The sequence below is a fragment of the Streptomyces sp. NPDC001700 genome, from assembly GCF_053596435.1.
The window spans coordinates 363,573-378,157 of record NZ_JBSFGE010000007.1 but is presented as its reverse complement, the minus strand read 5'-3'; the positions used below and the strand labels follow the sequence as shown (position 1 = coordinate 378,157).

The window sequence follows — 14,585 nt, the reverse complement described above, 5'->3', positions numbered from 1 at the left end:
CGAAGGGTCATCCCTTCACCGCCCCGCCGAGCGTGAAGCCGCCGCCCAGCCGCCGGGAGATGAGCACGTACAGCAGCACCACCGGGGTCGAGTAGAGGATCGAGAACGCGGCGAGCTGCCCGTAGACGATCTGCCCGTGGTTGCCGAAGAAGGTGAAGATGGAGACGGACGCCGGGAGTTGTTCGGGGGAGAGCAGCAGCATGAAGGGGACGAAGAAGTTGCCCCACATCATGATGAAGCTGTAGATCGTCACGACCGTGATGCCCGGCCCCATCAGCGGCAGGATGACCCGCGCCAGGCCCTGCGCCCAGGACGCGCCGTCCGTCCAGGCCGCCTCCTCCAGGATCACCGGCACGCCGTCCATGAAGTTCTTCATCAGCCAGATCGCGAAGGGGAGTTGCGAGGCGGCGAGGAAGAGCGCGGTGCCGGACATGGTGTCGATCAGGTCGACCTGGACGAAGAGCCCGTAGACCGGGACCATGATCGCGGTGATCGGCAGACAGGTCGTGAACAGCACGGTCATCAGATACGGCCGCACCACGCCCGACCGGAACCGGGACAGCGGATACGCGGCGAGCGCCGCGCACGCGACGGTCAGCGCGGTGGCGCTGCCGCACAGCAGCAGGCTGTTGAGCATCGGCGTGAACGTGATCTCGTCCGTCCACACCGCCGAGAAGTTGTCGAGCGTCGGGCTGCCGGGCGCCGACACCCGTAACGTCGCCTCGCCGTCGACCGAGGCGAGCAGCAGCCAGGCCAGCGGGAGGACGAAGGCCGCCGCGACGGCGAGCAGCGCGGCGTCGGCCGCCAGGCGGCGGCGTGAGAGCACGGACACCGGTCCATGAAACCGTTCGCCCGGCCGGGAGGGGAAGACGGAGGTGCCACCGAAAACCCCCACCCGGCCTGTCGTTCTATTGCGCCGCCGCTGCCGGCTGCCCGGGGAGGGACGCGGGCACGTCCACCGGCTGGTCGCCCCGCAGCTGCTCGAACAGCCGCTTCGCCTGCGCGTCGTCCCACTGCACGGCGCTGCCCTTGGAGGTGCGCAGATTGGTGTTGGACACCGGGACGTTGAGCCGCTTGCCGTTGCCGGACGTCGCGCCCTTCATCGCCTGGAACAGCGACATCAGCTTCTGCAGGTTCATCTGCTTGTCCACGATGAGCGTGTCCAGACCCGCGCTGACGGTCGGGAACGCCGCGAAGGGGTTGGCCAGCACGCCCGGGGTGGCGGCCTTCTCCGCGAGGGCGGCCAGGAACTTCTGCTGGTTCTGGGTGCGCCCCAGGTCGCCGTTGGCCTCCTGCTTGCGCTGCCGTACGAAGGAGAGCGCCTTGCCGCCGTCGAGCACCTGGCAGCCCTTCTTGAGGTCCAGGCCGGACTTCTCGTCCTTGATGTCGCGGTCCACGCACATCCGTACGCCGCCGACCGCGTCCACGATGTCCACGAAGCCGCCGAAGCCGATCTCCGCGTAGTGGTTGATGTGCAGCCCGGTGTTGCGCTCGATGGTCTGGACGAGCAGATCGGGACCGCCCCGCGAATAGGCCGCGTTGAGCTTGTTCTGCTCCTCGCCGTAGCGCTTGCCGGTCTCGGGACGTACGTACGAGGGGACCCGCACCCAGGAGTCGCGCGGCAGGCTCAGCATCGTGGTGCCGTTGGCGCCGGTGTGCAGCACCATCATCGAGTCGGTACGGCCGCCCTCGGCCGAGCCGGTACGGAGCGTCTGCTTGGCCTCGGCGGACAGGCCCGCGCGGCTGTCGGAGCCCACGATGAGGTAGTTGGTGCCCTTGCCGAGCGGCGGGCGGTTCGCCGCCTTGTTGAGGTCGACCTCGCGGTTCATCTGGGTGTCGACCCAGATGTAGGCGCTGCCGGAGGCGACGAGCAGCGACGAGACCATGACGACCGCGAGGCGGGTGACCTTGCGGCGGCGGCTGAGCGGTTCTCTGGGCGCGCGCCGCCGCAGCACGGGCGGCTCGGGGTCGTCCTCGTACGGGGGCCGCTGGGCGGGCGGCGTCCGGGGCGCGGGCGGTGTCGGTCGCGCGGGGGTGTCCGGGCGCCACAGCCCGGCGTCGGTCCGGACCGGCTGGGTGAGGCCCGGGATCGACTGGGTGGCTCCCGGCCCCCGCTGTCCGGCGCGCGGCATCGGCGGCGTGATGCCCGGGACTTGCTGGGTGGCCCCCGGGCCCGGCGCGGCGAGGCCCGGCACCTGCTGGGTGGCCCCCGGGCCCGGCGGGGCGGCGCCCCGGCCCTGCGGCGCGAGGCCCGGAACCTGCTGCGTCGCCCCCAGGCCCGGCCCGGGTGCGCCCGGGGTCGGTGGCGGCGGAGGCGGTGGCGCCGGAGAGGGCGGCACGACGGGGAACGACTCGGTCGGCGCGTTGGCCGTCTCCCGCGCCCACGCGCCCTGCCCCGGCTCGCCCGGTCCTCCTGGCTCGCCCGGCCCTCCCGGCTCGCCCGGTCCTCTGGTCTCCCGCGTGGGCTGCTGCTGGAGGTACGCCGCCGTGCCCCGCTGCGGCTGCTCGTCCGGGGTGATGTGGCTCGGTGGCATCCCGCCGCCGTGCCCGTTCGCGTCTGCCCGCCCGTCCCGCCGGTCACTCATGGGGGCAGCCTCCCTTCGCATGGAAACGTCCGTATGCCTGCTGACTACTGATACGGTCGCGGGCGCCCGTTATCTCGATGTCAGGCTCTGGTATGCGGGCGCTGTGCCGAGCGTCTCCCCGGCCGTCCCCGAACGCTGGATCCGGTGCCACTTCAGCCGGGCGCCGAGCAGCAGGGCGACCACGGACTGGATGACCACCAGATACATCAACTGCCGGTAGGCGAAGAGCTGGAAGGGCAGGGACCACAGAGTCCGCATCCGCTCCCCGTCCAGCCGCAGCGCGTACCCGGCGCACACCACCTGGATGGCGAGGTACGTCAGCCACACCCCGGCCGACTCGGTGGGGTTCTGGAAGAGGATCCCGTACAGCGCGAACAGGTCGATCACGGGCGCGAGCAGCGGCAACACGACCTGGAACAGCGCGAGATACGTCAGCCCCCGGCGGCCGAAGCGCCCGTCCGAGCCCCGCGCGACGACCGCGCGCCGGTGCTTCCACATGGCCTGCAGGGTGCCGTAGCCCCAGCGGTAGCGCTGCCGCCACAGCTGGCGCAGCGAGGTGGGCACCTCGGTCCAGGCGACGGCCGTCTCCTCGTACACCACGCGCCAACCGGCCCGCCACAGGGCCATGGTGAGGTCGGTGTCCTCGGCGAGGGTGTCCTCGCTGACGCCGCCGACCTCCTCCAGCGCCTCCCGCCGGAACGCGCCGATGGCGCCGGGGACGGTCGGCATGCACTCCAGCACCTCGAACATCCGGCGGTCGAGGTTGAACCCGAAGACGTATTCCAGGTGCTGCCATCTGCCGAGCAGGCTGCGCCGGTTGCCGACCTTGGTGTTCCCGCTCACCGCGCCGATCTCCGGCTGGGCGAGCGGCTGGATGAGCTGGCGGATGGCGTCCGGTTCGAAGACGGTGTCGGCGTCGACCATGACGACGATGTCGTGCTTGGCGTGCGCCAGGCCGGTGTTGAGCGCGGTCGGCTTGCCCGAGTTGGGCTGACGGATCACCAGCACCCGGGAGTCGTTGCTCGCGGCGGCGATCTCGGCCGTACGGTCCGTCGACCCGTCGTCGATCACGATGACCTGGAGCTTCTGGTGGGTGGAGGCCAGCAGCGAGCGGATGGTGCCCTCGATGCCCGCCTCCTCGTTGTACGCGGGCACCAGCACCGTCACCGGCTCGTTCACCACCGGGGGCGGCGGGTCGCCCGGCCGGTAGCGGGTGATCCGCCGGACATGGGCGCGGGCGAACACGACGAGCAGCACCAGCCGCAGCACGCCCAGCGCGCCCGCGATGCCCAGCACCCACGTCATGATGGTCACGAAGGCGCGGCCGATCGCCGCGAGCCAGATCAGGGCGTTGCCCTGCCAGCGCTCCAGGGCGGACGACCGGGTCTCCACCGGAGGCACCCCGAGCCCGCCGGTGACGGTGGTGAACCGCTGCACCCGCGGGTTCTTCAGCAGCTTCGCGGTCTCCTGGTACGCGGTGTCCGTCTGCGACAGCTGCCGGATCAGCCCCTGCGAGGGCGCCTTCGACGGCTTGTCGGCGGCGACCAGCGCGTACCCCTTCGCGGCGACCTTGCGCGCCGCCTGCCACTCGACGCCGCACAGCGTCTCCACGTCGGTGGTCAGCGGCATCCGTATCAGCCGCGGTTCGGCGCCCACGGTGCCCGCGAGCGCCGACTCGGTGAGCGACAGCTCCATCGAGGAGCGGACGGAGGAGGCGGTGCCCATGTCGGCGCCGGTGTAGGTGTTCGACCCGATCTCATGGCCCTCGGCCCTGATCCGCCGCACCAGATCCGGCCACCGGGCCGCCTTGGCGCCGTTGAGGAAGAACGTCGCGCGCGCCTTGTTCTGGCGCAGCAGGTCGAGGATGCGCGGCGTCCACTCCGGGTCGGGCCCGCCGTCGTAGGTGAGCGCCACCGTCCCCGGCGGCATGCTCACCGTCTTCACCTGGCCGTTGTTGATCTGCACCACCGGGCCGCCGCCGACGATGTCCTTCGGCACCGGGGTGGTGCACGCGGGCCGCGACTTCGCGGCGTCGACCTCGTGGGTGGTCCAGCCCTGGAACATCAGCAGGCCGAACATGAGCGGGAGGCTGAGGGAAAGCAGCAGCCAGTGCGCGCGCGGGTCACGGGACCGCTTGTGTCGGCCTCCTCGGATCGGGTGGCTCATCGGCTGGATCGTCCCCCAGGGTCAGGGTCGCATGAGCCACGGCCGCCGTGGCACGTCTTCGGTCGGTGGTCGGGCCGCCCCACGCGGCTCGGACGGTCTCACCGTAATGACGAGCGATCAGCGCCCACGCCGAACCGGCGGCAACGGATAAGAATCCCCCGACGCCGCCCTCCGGGACGGTCCGATCCCGTATCGTCTGTCGGCGGCCGAGACGACAGCCGAGACGACAACGGTCCGCCGACAGAGTCGGCGGACCGTCATGCGCGCGATCGGGGTCAGGCGACGGCTGTGCCGGTCGCCTTGTGGGCGGTGTTGTCCCCCCAGTATTCGTAGACCACGATGCCGACGGCCGTGTCCTCCAGGAAGAAGTTGCCCTGAATGGATTCGCAGCGTCCGTTGTTGGAGGGGTCGGACTTGAAGATCCACACCGAGCCGGAGCCGTCCCGACCGCTGACCTCGACCCTGACCCCGCGGCCGTCGGACCTGTTGTCGCACACGGTGATCTTTTCCACGCCGGGCTGACCGTTCAGGTCGGCGTCGAAGAAGGCGGCGCCGCTCTGATTGCTGGTGTAGATCCAGCCGCTGTTCTTCGACGCCTGTGCCTGGGGGGCGAGGCCCATCGTTGCTATCACCGCGATGCCGGCCACGATCGAGGCCTTACGTAAAGCTCGCATGGTTCCCTCCCGTTACGGCCGCCCCTTCAGTCGGGGCGCGCCAGCGAGTCACTTTATGGAGCGGTTTCCCCAAGGGCAAGATTATTTTTCCCAACTTGGGCGACAGAGCGGCTAGTTCGGGCAAGACCCCCCTCGCGATCACTTCCTGGGATCAGCGGCGCAGGGCCGTCTCCTGACGCATATGGGACAGCTTCTCGGGGTTGCGCACCGCGTAGAGCCCGGTGATGAGGCCGTCGTCGATGCGCACCGCCAGGACGGTGTCGACCGCTCCGTCCTGCTGGAGGACCAGCGCCGGATGGCCGTTGACCTGCGCGGGCCGCAGCGTTCCCACGGTGGCCATCCGGCCCAGCCCGGCGGCCAGCAGACGGCCCACCTTGTCGGCGCCCACGATGGGCCGTGGGACGGCCTGCTTGATGCCGCCGCCGTCGCCCAGGAAGACGACATCCGGCGCGAGGATGTCCAACAGGCCCTGCAGATCGCCCGTTTCGGCCGCCCGCTGGAACGCGTCGAGCGCGTCCCGGGACTCGGCCGGGGACACGGCCCCGCGCGGGCGGCGCGCCGCGACGTGCGCCCGGGCCCGGTGCGCGATCTGGCGGACGGCGGCCGCGCTCTTGCCGACGGCGTCGGCGATCTCGTCGTACCCGAGGTCGAACACCTCGCGCAGCACGAACACCGCCCGCTCGGTCGGCGCCAGCGTCTCCAGCACCAGCATCATCGCCATCGACACGCTTTCGGCCAGCTCGACGTCCTCGGCCACGTCCGGGGCGGTCAGCAGCGGTTCGGGCAGCCAGGGGCCGACGTACGACTCCTTGCGGCGGCCCAGCGTACGGAGGCGGCTCAGCGCCTGGCGCGTGGTGATCCGTACCAGGTACGCCCGCTGGTCCCGCACCGCGCCGAGGTCGACCCCGGACCAGCGCAGCCAGGTCTCCTGCAGGACGTCCTCCGCGTCGGCGGCCGAGCCGAGCATCTCGTAGGCGACCGTGAACAGCAGATTGCGATGGGCGACGAACGCCTCGGTCGCCGTGTCTGTGCCCTCGGAGTGCTGCTCACTCTTCACCGGCTGCTCCCGCCTGCTCGCTCTCGACGATGCCACGCGCACAAGACGCCGCTCCCCGTACTTCTGTGACACCCCCGGGCGGTGGCGCACGTCACACGGCCTACCCGTCACAGGGAGCGGGGCTGCGGCATCTCATGTTCGTCCCGTACGACACGACGAGAGGTCCACACCATGGAAACCCGACTCAACCTGTTCGAGAACACCTTCGGCGCCACCTTCGCCAGGCGGTTCGCGGGGGCCGGACTGCTGATCCACCAGTCGTCGCTGCCGAAGTCCACCCAGGAGCTGGTGTCGCTGCGCGCCAGCCAGATCAACGGCTGCGGCTGGTGCGTCGACATGCACATCAAGGAGGCGGCGGCCGCCGGAGAGACCGCGGTCCGGCTGGGTCTGGTCGCCGTCTGGCGCGAGTCGACCGTCTTCACCGACGCCGAGCAGGCCGCGCTGGCCCTCGCCGAAGAGGGCACCCGGCTCGCCGACGCCTACGACGGGGTGTCCGACGAGACCTGGGCGCGGGTGCGGGAGCACTACGACGACGACCAGATCGCCGCGCTGGTCTCGCTGGTCGCCCTGATCAACGCGGCCAACCGGCTGGCGGTGATCGTGCACCAGCGGGGCGGCTCGTACGAGGCGGGCATGTTCGCCGCCGCGACCAGCTGACGGGGTTCTGCTCAGGCAGGCAGGGGCTTGCCCAGCATGGTGCAGACGGCGGTGTCCACCACGGCCTTGTTGGCGGTGGCGGCCTTCGCCTCCTTGTTGCCGAAGTTGGTGGTGGTCAGGACCGCGACACTGCGGCGGCCGCTCGTATCGGTGTAGACCTCGCTGGAGTAGCCGGGCTCGCCACCGGTGTGGCCCCAGACGGTGCCGCAGGGGCTGTCCACCTTCATCAGCCCCAGTCCGTAGCCGCCGCCCTCCTCCGGCGCGGTGACCATCGTCCGCATCTGCTCCAGCTGGGCCTCGGGCAGGAGCTTGCCGGACATCAGCGCGGTCTGGAACCGCTGCCAGTCCCGCGCGGTGGAGACCATGCCGCCCGCCGCCCACGCCCAGCTCGGGTCGAGGTCGGTGGTGTCGACGTTGTCGTACGGCCGCTCGGGCCCGGCGAACCCGGTGCCCTCGGGCAGTTCCACCGCCGGGGCGAGGATGCGCCGCAGCCGTTCGGAGCCCGGCTCGTACCCGGTCGCGTGCGTCGTCCCCGCGCCGAAACCGGCGTCGCTGGCCAGGAAGGAGTCGTTCATCGCCAGCGGCCCCGTGATCCGCCGCTCGATCAGCCGGGCCAGGCTCTCCCCGGTGGCCTTCTCCAGGATCAGCCCGAGGGCCGCGTAGTTGGCGTTGCTGTACGCGTACTTCTCGCCGGGAGCGGACGGGGGCTCCTGCGGCGGGGTGATCGCGAGCAGCTCCCCGGGCCGCCACGCGCGCGGCTTCTGCCCGGTCAGGGTGGGCAGGAACTCCGGTGTCAGCAGATAGTCGCCCAGCCCGCTGGTGTGGTTGAGCAGCATCTTCACCGTGATGTCCCGCCCACCCCCGACCGCCCCCGGCAGCCACTTCTCCACCGGATCGGCCAGCTCGACCTCGCCCTCGGCGACCAGCTGGAGGATGAGGGTCGCGACGACCGTCTTGGTGTTGGACGCCATCCGGAACCGGTCGTTCACGGCCAGCCGGTGATCGGCCCTGGCCCAGTCGGTCTGCCGCGCGATCTCCACGGGCTTCCCGCTGCCCCGGTCCACGCGGACGATCACGCCTAGGGACCCGGTGTCCGCCGCGGTCTGCGCAAGCTCCCCCAACCGCCCGTCGGCCGGTGCCGCCACCCTCGTACCCGCATCCGCGTCCGCATCCGCATCCGCGTCCGCTTGCGCCGCTCGCGAGCAGCCGCCGAGTAACCCGCCGACCCCGGTCACCAACGTCAGCGCGAGCACCCCACGCAGGATCCGGCGGCCCGATGCCCTGTACGACGACACAGTCGTCCTCCCTCGCAGCTCTCGCCTGCTTGCCGATGGCGGTGCCGCCCATCCTTCTCCGCGAGAGATCACGAGACGATCCGGCCACCCCTCCGGATCACCGGGGGTTATCCCCCTGCCGTCCTGCCTCGCCATCACGCTGACGGGGCCCGCACTGATGCGTTCACGCCCCGCCACGGACGGATCCATCGGCCTCGCTGCTCGTTGAAGCGACGGAAGTAGCCGCGCTACCGCGCTGAAAGGCCGTTGATGGACACCCGCACGATCCGCCGCACGAGCGTCACCCTTCCCGCCCTCGATGAGCCGGGCCGCTACCTCTCAGCCGTCACCTCGCTGGAGGGCGGCCGCGGCCGGATGGGGCGAGTAACCGGGTGGTCATGCAGGCGTCTGCGAAGGTGCTGTGCAGGCATCGGCGATTGCGGCGGTGTCCCAGTAGAAAGGACGGACCTCGGCGATGCGCCCGTCCCTGAACTCGATCGTCTGCAGGATGGGGAAGGTGAGCTTCCGGCCGGTCGCACGTGCGCTCGCACTGACCTGGGTGAGCACCACCGTGGTCTCGCCGGTGGCGAGGAACTCCTGCTTCACCATCTCGAACGACTTCCACGTCCGGCTCATCGCGAGGAAGAACTGTTCCATGCCCGCATGCCCACGCCAGGTGCCCCCGAAGGGCAGGGCATCGGCCTGGTGAAGGACGACATCGGGAGCGAAGAACGGAGCGAGAAGATCGAACGAGGCCTCACCTGGACCACCGGCCGCCAGGTACTCCGCTTCGGCCGCGTACATGAGGGTGAGCAGGGCCACCGAGTCCGCTTTGAACGAATCAGTCATGCCCGCAAGGATCCATCGACCTCATCAAGGATCGCTGGCGGAAATCAGACGTCGCGATCTTGCCGCAGCGGCCCGTTCACCAGATGTCGGGGGTCGGGATCGCCCGGGTGAAGTCTCCGGCCCGCAGCGCCTCGGTGGGGATCGACCAGTGCATCCAGCCGCCGTCGCCGCCGATGTACCAGTCGTCCCGGCCGGACAGCTGGAGTAGGTGGTGGTAGCGGTTCGGGTCTTCGCCGTCCGGCAGGAACGGGGAGCTGCCGGTGGGGAATTCGGGTCGGCCGAAGGCGATGTCCTCGGAGTCGAGCGCGCCCGGCCGCTCCGACCACTCGGTCAGCAGGCCCTCCAGGTACATGGCGGGCATGGCCCGCGCCATGTCGTCGGCGTCGGGCCCCAGATCGAGGGCGTCCCAGGCGGGATCAAAGCTGTCGGGAAAGGCGAACCCGGCCGCCGCCGCCCACGGCACCGGCTCGAAGACGCTCGCCCGGGCGGGCGGTGGCGTCTCGACGGCGTGCGCGGAGCGGGCCGCGACCACCCGCCCCACCTGCGGGTCGGTGCAGTCGTACTTCAGCGACAGCTCCATGGCGGCGGGGTCGGCGTCCTCGGAGTCGCTGTCGAGGGCGAAGAAGTTGAGCAGCCCCGTCCCGGCCGGGAGGACCCCGTCCAGCCACGGAGCGAGGGCGTCGGTATCGAGGACGGCGAGCAGGCTCAGCGGAAGCCCGTCGCAGGTCGGCCAGCCCGTGCCGGGTTCGAGCACCGCCCGCCCCCCGAACCGGCTGCACCCGGCGGCCTGCCCCGGCCCGGCTTCGGCGAGCGCGAAGCCCGGCCGGGCGAGGCGGACGAAGCGGTCCGCGAGGTCCGCGCCGAGACGTTCGGCGCAGAAGTCGCGCAGGGCGGTGAGCGTGGCGTTCGGATCCATGCGGGGATTCAAGCAGCCCAGTGTGACACGGGTGCTGTCGGTCTACTCGTCGAGATAGAGCAGCGCGGTGATCGTCTTCTTGCATACGTCGCAGTGCATTGGGGCCTCGATGCTGGCGAGGTCGCACTCGATGGACGTGATGCGGTCCACCACGCCGGTGGTGACCTCGTGGAGCCACGCTTCGTTCCACCGCTGGGTGTTCTCCTGGAGCCGCGAGACGTATCCCCGCGTCATCTCGTAGAACGACCGGACGCCGTGCTCCTTCATGTAGCCCCAGTTGAACTCAAGGCTGCGGAGCACCACGGGGAACGGGTGGAGCGCCTGAGTCCGGCCCCACGTCTCCAGCACGTCCTGGACATCCAGCCTGCTGGCCCGCTCGTCCAGGACCTGCCACATCCCGGAGGCGTCATAGTCGCTGAGCACCTGGTCCAGGATGCCCGCGCACCGCTGAAGGTTCGTCTTCTTCGCCTGGAAGACACGCGTGGCCTCCGCGCGCGTCCCATCTGCGGGTTCCTTGCGTGCCTTGGTGATGGCCCGGGTCAGTTCGGTGCTGAGGGCTGCCTCGTCGCACAGGGAGTCCCCGAAGCTGAGCCAGGGTCCGGGAACCCCCGCTCGGCAGTGGTCCGGAAGATCCGATCGCCTTGCGTTCCCATCCACTTCCTCCTTGGAACAAGTCGGCAGCGGAACGGGCCCGCTGCGCGTCAACTGGATGGAGCGCACCGCCGTGAGAGTTCTGCGGCGGCGTGATCGAGTGGGATCTGAACCTGTTCGCCGCTGTCCATGTCCCGAAGGGTGACCGTTCCGGCTTCGCGTTCGGCCGCCCCGTAGATCAGGCAGAAGCGGGCGCCTTGATCACTGGCCCACTTCATCTGCTTGGCGAACTTCCCGCTCGATCCGAGATAGATACCTGTGCGGATTCCCGCGCGGCGAATATCGGCCGCCAGGCGGAAGCTGTCGGCGGCCTGCTCCTCGCCCATGACGGTGACGGCCACGTCGATCTGCGCATAGGCGGCGTCGTCCTCCTGCGAGAGCAGGGGCAGGATGCGTTCAATGCCCAGGGAACCGCCGCACGCGGGGGAGTCCTTGCCGCCGAGTCGGCCGATCAACCCGTCGTAGCGGCCCCCGGAAGCGATCGATCCGGGCATGCCGGGGGCGGCCACCTCGAAGATGATCCCGGTGTAGTAATCGAGGCCGCGTACGAGGTTTGGCGTGAAGCCGATGCGCTCGGCAGGGATCGTGTCCTTGGTGAGGTCGAGCAACCGGTCCACCTCGGCCAGTCCGGCCTGGCCGGTGTCGCTGGACTTCAACTGATCCCTGACGCGTTCGACCGCATCCGGGGCGGTGAGGTCATCGACCAAGCCTTGCGCCACCTCCTGCGAGAGGCCACGGCCGGACACCAGCTCGGTCACGACCGCTTCCGGCGCGAGCTTGTCGAGCTTGTCGAGCGTGATCAGCGCACCAGAGCCAAGATCGTCCGGGACGCCGTACGCCTCCAGCAGACCGAACAGCGCGTGGCGCGAGTTCACCAGGAAGCGGAACTCGGGGACTCCGAGCGCTTCAAGGGCGTCGTGGAGCGCGAGAACGACCTCGGCGTCCGACAGCGGGGAGGAGGAGCCCACGATGTCCAGGTCGCACTGGACGAACTCACGGAAGCGCCCCTTGCCGGGCCGGTCGGCCCGCCATACGGGGGCGATGGCGTACCGCTTGTACGGCGACGGGAGCTGACTGCCGTAGGCCGCTGCGGCGCGGGCGAGCGGGACGGTGAGGTCGTAGCGGAGTGCTAGGTCGGCCTCGCCGGTGGCCTCATGTTCCCCTCGTCGGAGGATCTTGAAGATCAGCTTGTCCCCCTCGTCCCCGTACTTGCCGGTAAGGACATCCAGCCGCTCGAACGCGGGCGTCTGGAGCGGCTGGAAGCCGTACCGGGCAAACACCGTCCGGATGGTCGAGAAGGCGCGCTCGCGTCGCTCGTACTCGGCGGCGAGGAAATCGCGGGTCCCGGACGCGGGGTCGAACTGTTTCATGGAGGCCATGTGGCCATAGTTCCGGAAGCCAACGTCGCACTGCAAAACGCGATGTGACGGTCACTCACCCATTCGGGCCATCGCTCGTCCGGGAACCGGTCAGGTCGAGTTCGGCCCAGATCTCCTTGCCGACGGTGCGCCCCCGTACGCCACAGGGGCCGGTTGTCACCCCTGGAAATGAGAACGCGCGTCCATTAAGGGCGAGTTGGGTACCTTTCCGATCGGGGCATCGGTGCCGGGGGCGGAGGCGAAGCATGAAGAGTTCGTGTGCGGGGCTCGCGGCGTTCGAGGCGAGAGTGGGTGAGGCCGCCCGGACTTTGCTGCACAACCAGGGCTACGACGGTGGGTGGGGCCTGACGCTCACCTCGGTGTCGTCGATCGTCAACACCAGTGAGGTCCTGCCGATTCTGCGGGTCGCCGGTATCGGCGGCCAACCGGTACGTCAGGCGCTCGGCTTCCTGGCCCGCGCCATCGTGGAGCACTGCCAGCCCCGGCACAAGGGGGGCCGTGGCGAGCACACCCGGTTCATCGCCTTCGGCTTGGCCGGGCTGCTCTCCCACCCGCGCTTCTTCCACCACGACGGTGTCGGGGAAGCGGCGGCCTGGTGCGTCGGCTGGTTCGAGGACCATCAGGTCGACCATGGCTGGCCCGAAGTCCTCGGGCTCGACGACACCTCGCTGCACCAGACTGCCCTGACCGTTCACGCGCTCGCCCGACTCCGGGACGCCCTCAATGAGGTCGGCCCCGGGCTCCTCCTTCCGGGCGGGGTGGAGACCAGCAGCCTGTTGGAACGGGTCGAGCCGTTGATCGACCACGGCGTGCACGGGCTGCTCTATCACCGGCGCCCCAGTGGGGCCTGGGGATGGCGTACGTACGTCGACACCGACCCGAGCCCGAGCAAGACCGCCCTGTGCCTGCTGGCGCTGTCCGTTGTGTGCGCGGGCACCGGATCCGACGGCGGGCCAGCGTACCGGGACGTCCCGCAGGAGGCGGGTGGCGTGCACGCAATGGTGCAGATGAAGCGAGTTTCCGAGGTGGTTTCCGAGGCCGGTCAGTGGCTGCTGCGCAACCACCACCGCTGGGAGACGTTCGTCGAGGATGACAAGGACGTGCAGGGCACCGCGTGGGAGCATATGGCGTATGCGCTGTGCGCCCAGGCCGCCATCCGGGCCGGGGCCAGCCCGCGCGATCCCCGGCTCGCCAAGGCGTGGCGTTTGATGAACGATCTGTGGGACCCGGAGGCCGGACTGTGGAACGAACCGGGAGCCTCGGGTGAGCGGGCCACTATCCGGGCCGCGTACTACACAGTGTCGGTCCATGAGGAAGCGATGCGACGCCTGACGCGGCTGAGCCTTGAAGGCAACGCTCCGAAGGACGTGGACGAGGGCTCGGCCGAGCTGATCATCGAGCACGTCGCGCTCGATTCGGGCCGCCGGATCGTCGTCGGCGCACGGGACAGCGCAGGGGAGGTGGTGTGCGCACTGTCGGAACGCTTATTCGACCTCCTAAAGGTCGTGTACGAGGCGCCCGAGGGCGGCCTCTCGACCGACCAGATCGCGGGTGCGCTCTACATCGCGCCGTCCTCGGTGCCCAAATACGTCCAGCGCCTGAACCGGGCGATCTCCGCCGCCTTCGGCGGCGCCCCGACCCGGTTGCTGCTGGCCGCCACGATTGACGGGGCCAGCGGCTATCGCCTCGCAGGGCGATAGAGCAGCCGCCTAGGACATGGCGCGTTCAGCGACCAGCGGGTAGTTCAGCAGGGCAAAGCGGGCCAAGGAACGCACCTGGTCGAAGGTCTTGAGGTCGTCGAGTTCTGCCATGCCGAACCAGGCCGCCCCGTGAACCTCTTCGAGCTGGGCCTCTACGGCCTGCTCGCGGATGCCTCGCTGCCGTTGGACGTAGAAGAACTGCACCAGCGCCGGGGTCGGGAACCCTTCGCGCTCGATGTCCACGTAGAACGGGACGGCTTCGGGAGTGGCGTTGTGGTCGGCGGGGTGGACGGCAGGCTGGCTGGACATCGCCTCCACCAGCAGCCCTGTCTCCTCCAAGAACTCACGCACCGCGGTTCCGGCAAAGGACTCCCCGGGCTCGATGTGGCCGCCCGGCGGAACCCACTTGTCGAAGCGGTTGTGATGGACGAGCAGCACTTTGCCGTGCTCGACCAGGTAACCCGAGCAGCAGTACACCAGACCGACATCGCGGGAGGTCTGGCCGTCGTGGATCAGAATCGAGCGAGGCACGTCCGTCACGATAGCCCAGCGAACGTGATCCGAACTGCTGTGCAAATGGCCAGAGTTCGAGTGCCTCCCGCATGGATGACATGTCATCGGTGATGACAGCGCGATGTCATCACGACCCCGTCCCGGTGGGCCGGATGGTGGTCGTA

13 protein-coding genes are annotated in these 14,585 nt (G+C 69.8%); 2 read left to right on the top strand and 11 right to left on the bottom strand.

The genetic code is table 11. The annotated features are described in order from the left end of the window. Positions 1 to 7: 7 nt before the first annotated feature. The 5 genes from ACWC5C_RS16890 to ACWC5C_RS16870 all read right to left on the bottom strand — a co-directional run bounded on the left by ACWC5C_RS16890 (position 8) and on the right by ACWC5C_RS16870 (position 6,482). Positions 8 to 832, bottom strand: coding sequence for a carbohydrate ABC transporter permease (locus ACWC5C_RS16890; protein ID WP_450876123.1), 825 nt, complete (start codon positions 830 to 832; stop codon positions 8 to 10). Between the two features lie 76 nt (positions 833 to 908). Then, on the bottom strand, positions 909 to 2,585 hold the full coding sequence (locus ACWC5C_RS16885; RefSeq protein ID WP_450876122.1) for an LCP family protein: 1,677 nt from the start codon (positions 2,583 to 2,585) through the stop codon (positions 909 to 911). 69 nt (positions 2,586 to 2,654) lie between these two features. Beyond that, a complete protein-coding gene (locus ACWC5C_RS16880; protein WP_450876121.1) occupies positions 2,655 to 4,751 on the bottom strand; it encodes a glycosyltransferase in 2,097 nt (698 codons plus the stop codon). Positions 4,752 to 5,026: 275 nt separating this feature from the next. After that, positions 5,027 to 5,425 carry a hypothetical protein gene (locus ACWC5C_RS16875; protein WP_450876120.1) on the bottom strand — a complete coding sequence of 133 codons (399 nt, stop codon included), beginning with the start codon at positions 5,423 to 5,425 and terminating at the stop codon, positions 5,027 to 5,029. Positions 5,426 to 5,576: 151 nt separating this feature from the next. Beyond that, positions 5,577 to 6,482, bottom strand: a complete 906-nt coding sequence (locus ACWC5C_RS16870; RefSeq protein WP_450876119.1) for an RNA polymerase sigma-70 factor — start codon at positions 6,480 to 6,482, stop codon at positions 5,577 to 5,579. 171 nt (positions 6,483 to 6,653) lie between these two features. Here ACWC5C_RS16870 and ACWC5C_RS16865 point away from each other — a divergent pair, with 171 nt between their 5' ends. After that, entirely contained in the window at positions 6,654 to 7,139 is a 486-nt protein-coding gene (locus ACWC5C_RS16865) for a carboxymuconolactone decarboxylase family protein (RefSeq protein ID WP_450876118.1), read from the top strand. Between the two features lie 11 nt (positions 7,140 to 7,150). Here the strand turns inward: ACWC5C_RS16865 and ACWC5C_RS16860 are convergent, their stop codons facing one another. From ACWC5C_RS16860 to hisS, 5 genes are all read right to left on the bottom strand, one after another. Next, complete coding sequence (locus ACWC5C_RS16860) at positions 7,151 to 8,434, bottom strand: serine hydrolase domain-containing protein (protein WP_450876117.1); 1,284 nt, start codon at positions 8,432 to 8,434, stop codon at positions 7,151 to 7,153. Between the two features lie 375 nt (positions 8,435 to 8,809). After that, complete coding sequence (locus ACWC5C_RS16855; protein ID WP_450876116.1) at positions 8,810 to 9,262, bottom strand: nuclear transport factor 2 family protein; 453 nt, start codon at positions 9,260 to 9,262, stop codon at positions 8,810 to 8,812. A gap of 76 nt (positions 9,263 to 9,338) precedes the next feature. Beyond that, positions 9,339 to 10,178, bottom strand: coding sequence for a DUF1963 domain-containing protein (locus ACWC5C_RS16850; RefSeq protein ID WP_450876115.1), 840 nt, complete (start codon positions 10,176 to 10,178; stop codon positions 9,339 to 9,341). Positions 10,179 to 10,220: 42 nt separating this feature from the next. Further along, positions 10,221 to 10,835: a hypothetical protein gene (locus ACWC5C_RS16845; protein ID WP_450876114.1), complete on the bottom strand. Its 615-nt coding sequence runs from the start codon at positions 10,833 to 10,835 to the stop codon at positions 10,221 to 10,223. 44 nt (positions 10,836 to 10,879) lie between these two features. Further along, on the bottom strand, positions 10,880 to 12,208 hold the full coding sequence (gene hisS, locus ACWC5C_RS16840; RefSeq protein WP_450876113.1) for a histidine--tRNA ligase: 1,329 nt from the start codon (positions 12,206 to 12,208) through the stop codon (positions 10,880 to 10,882). Positions 12,209 to 12,453: 245 nt separating this feature from the next. Between hisS and ACWC5C_RS16835 the strand changes: the two genes are divergently transcribed. Then, positions 12,454 to 13,908, top strand: coding sequence for a hypothetical protein (locus ACWC5C_RS16835; RefSeq protein ID WP_450876112.1), 1,455 nt, complete (start codon positions 12,454 to 12,456; stop codon positions 13,906 to 13,908). Between the two features lie 9 nt (positions 13,909 to 13,917). Here ACWC5C_RS16835 and ACWC5C_RS16830 read toward each other — a convergent pair whose 3' ends face one another. Further along, entirely contained in the window at positions 13,918 to 14,439 is a 522-nt protein-coding gene (locus ACWC5C_RS16830) for an NUDIX domain-containing protein (RefSeq protein ID WP_450876111.1), read from the bottom strand. Positions 14,440 to 14,585 lie beyond the last annotated feature (146 nt).

Bases quoted from the DNA above. Each gene is read 5' to 3' on its own strand.
- ACWC5C_RS16875 (WP_450876120.1), bottom strand. From the start codon at position 5,425: ATGCGAGCTTTACGTAAGGCCTCGATCGTGGCCGGCATCGCGGTGATA.
- ACWC5C_RS16850 (WP_450876115.1), bottom strand. From the start codon at position 10,178: ATGGATCCGAACGCCACGCTCACCGCCCTGCGCGACTTCTGCGCCGAA.
- ACWC5C_RS16880 (WP_450876121.1), bottom strand. From the start codon at position 4,751: ATGAGCCACCCGATCCGAGGAGGCCGACACAAGCGGTCCCGTGACCCG.
- ACWC5C_RS16885 (WP_450876122.1), bottom strand. From the start codon at position 2,585: ATGAGTGACCGGCGGGACGGGCGGGCAGACGCGAACGGGCACGGCGGC.
- hisS (WP_450876113.1), bottom strand. From the start codon at position 12,208: ATGGCCTCCATGAAACAGTTCGACCCCGCGTCCGGGACCCGCGATTTC.
- ACWC5C_RS16855 (WP_450876116.1), bottom strand. From the start codon at position 9,262: ATGACTGATTCGTTCAAAGCGGACTCGGTGGCCCTGCTCACCCTCATG.
- ACWC5C_RS16835 (WP_450876112.1), top strand. From the start codon at position 12,454: ATGAAGAGTTCGTGTGCGGGGCTCGCGGCGTTCGAGGCGAGAGTGGGT.
- ACWC5C_RS16865 (WP_450876118.1), top strand. From the start codon at position 6,654: ATGGAAACCCGACTCAACCTGTTCGAGAACACCTTCGGCGCCACCTTC.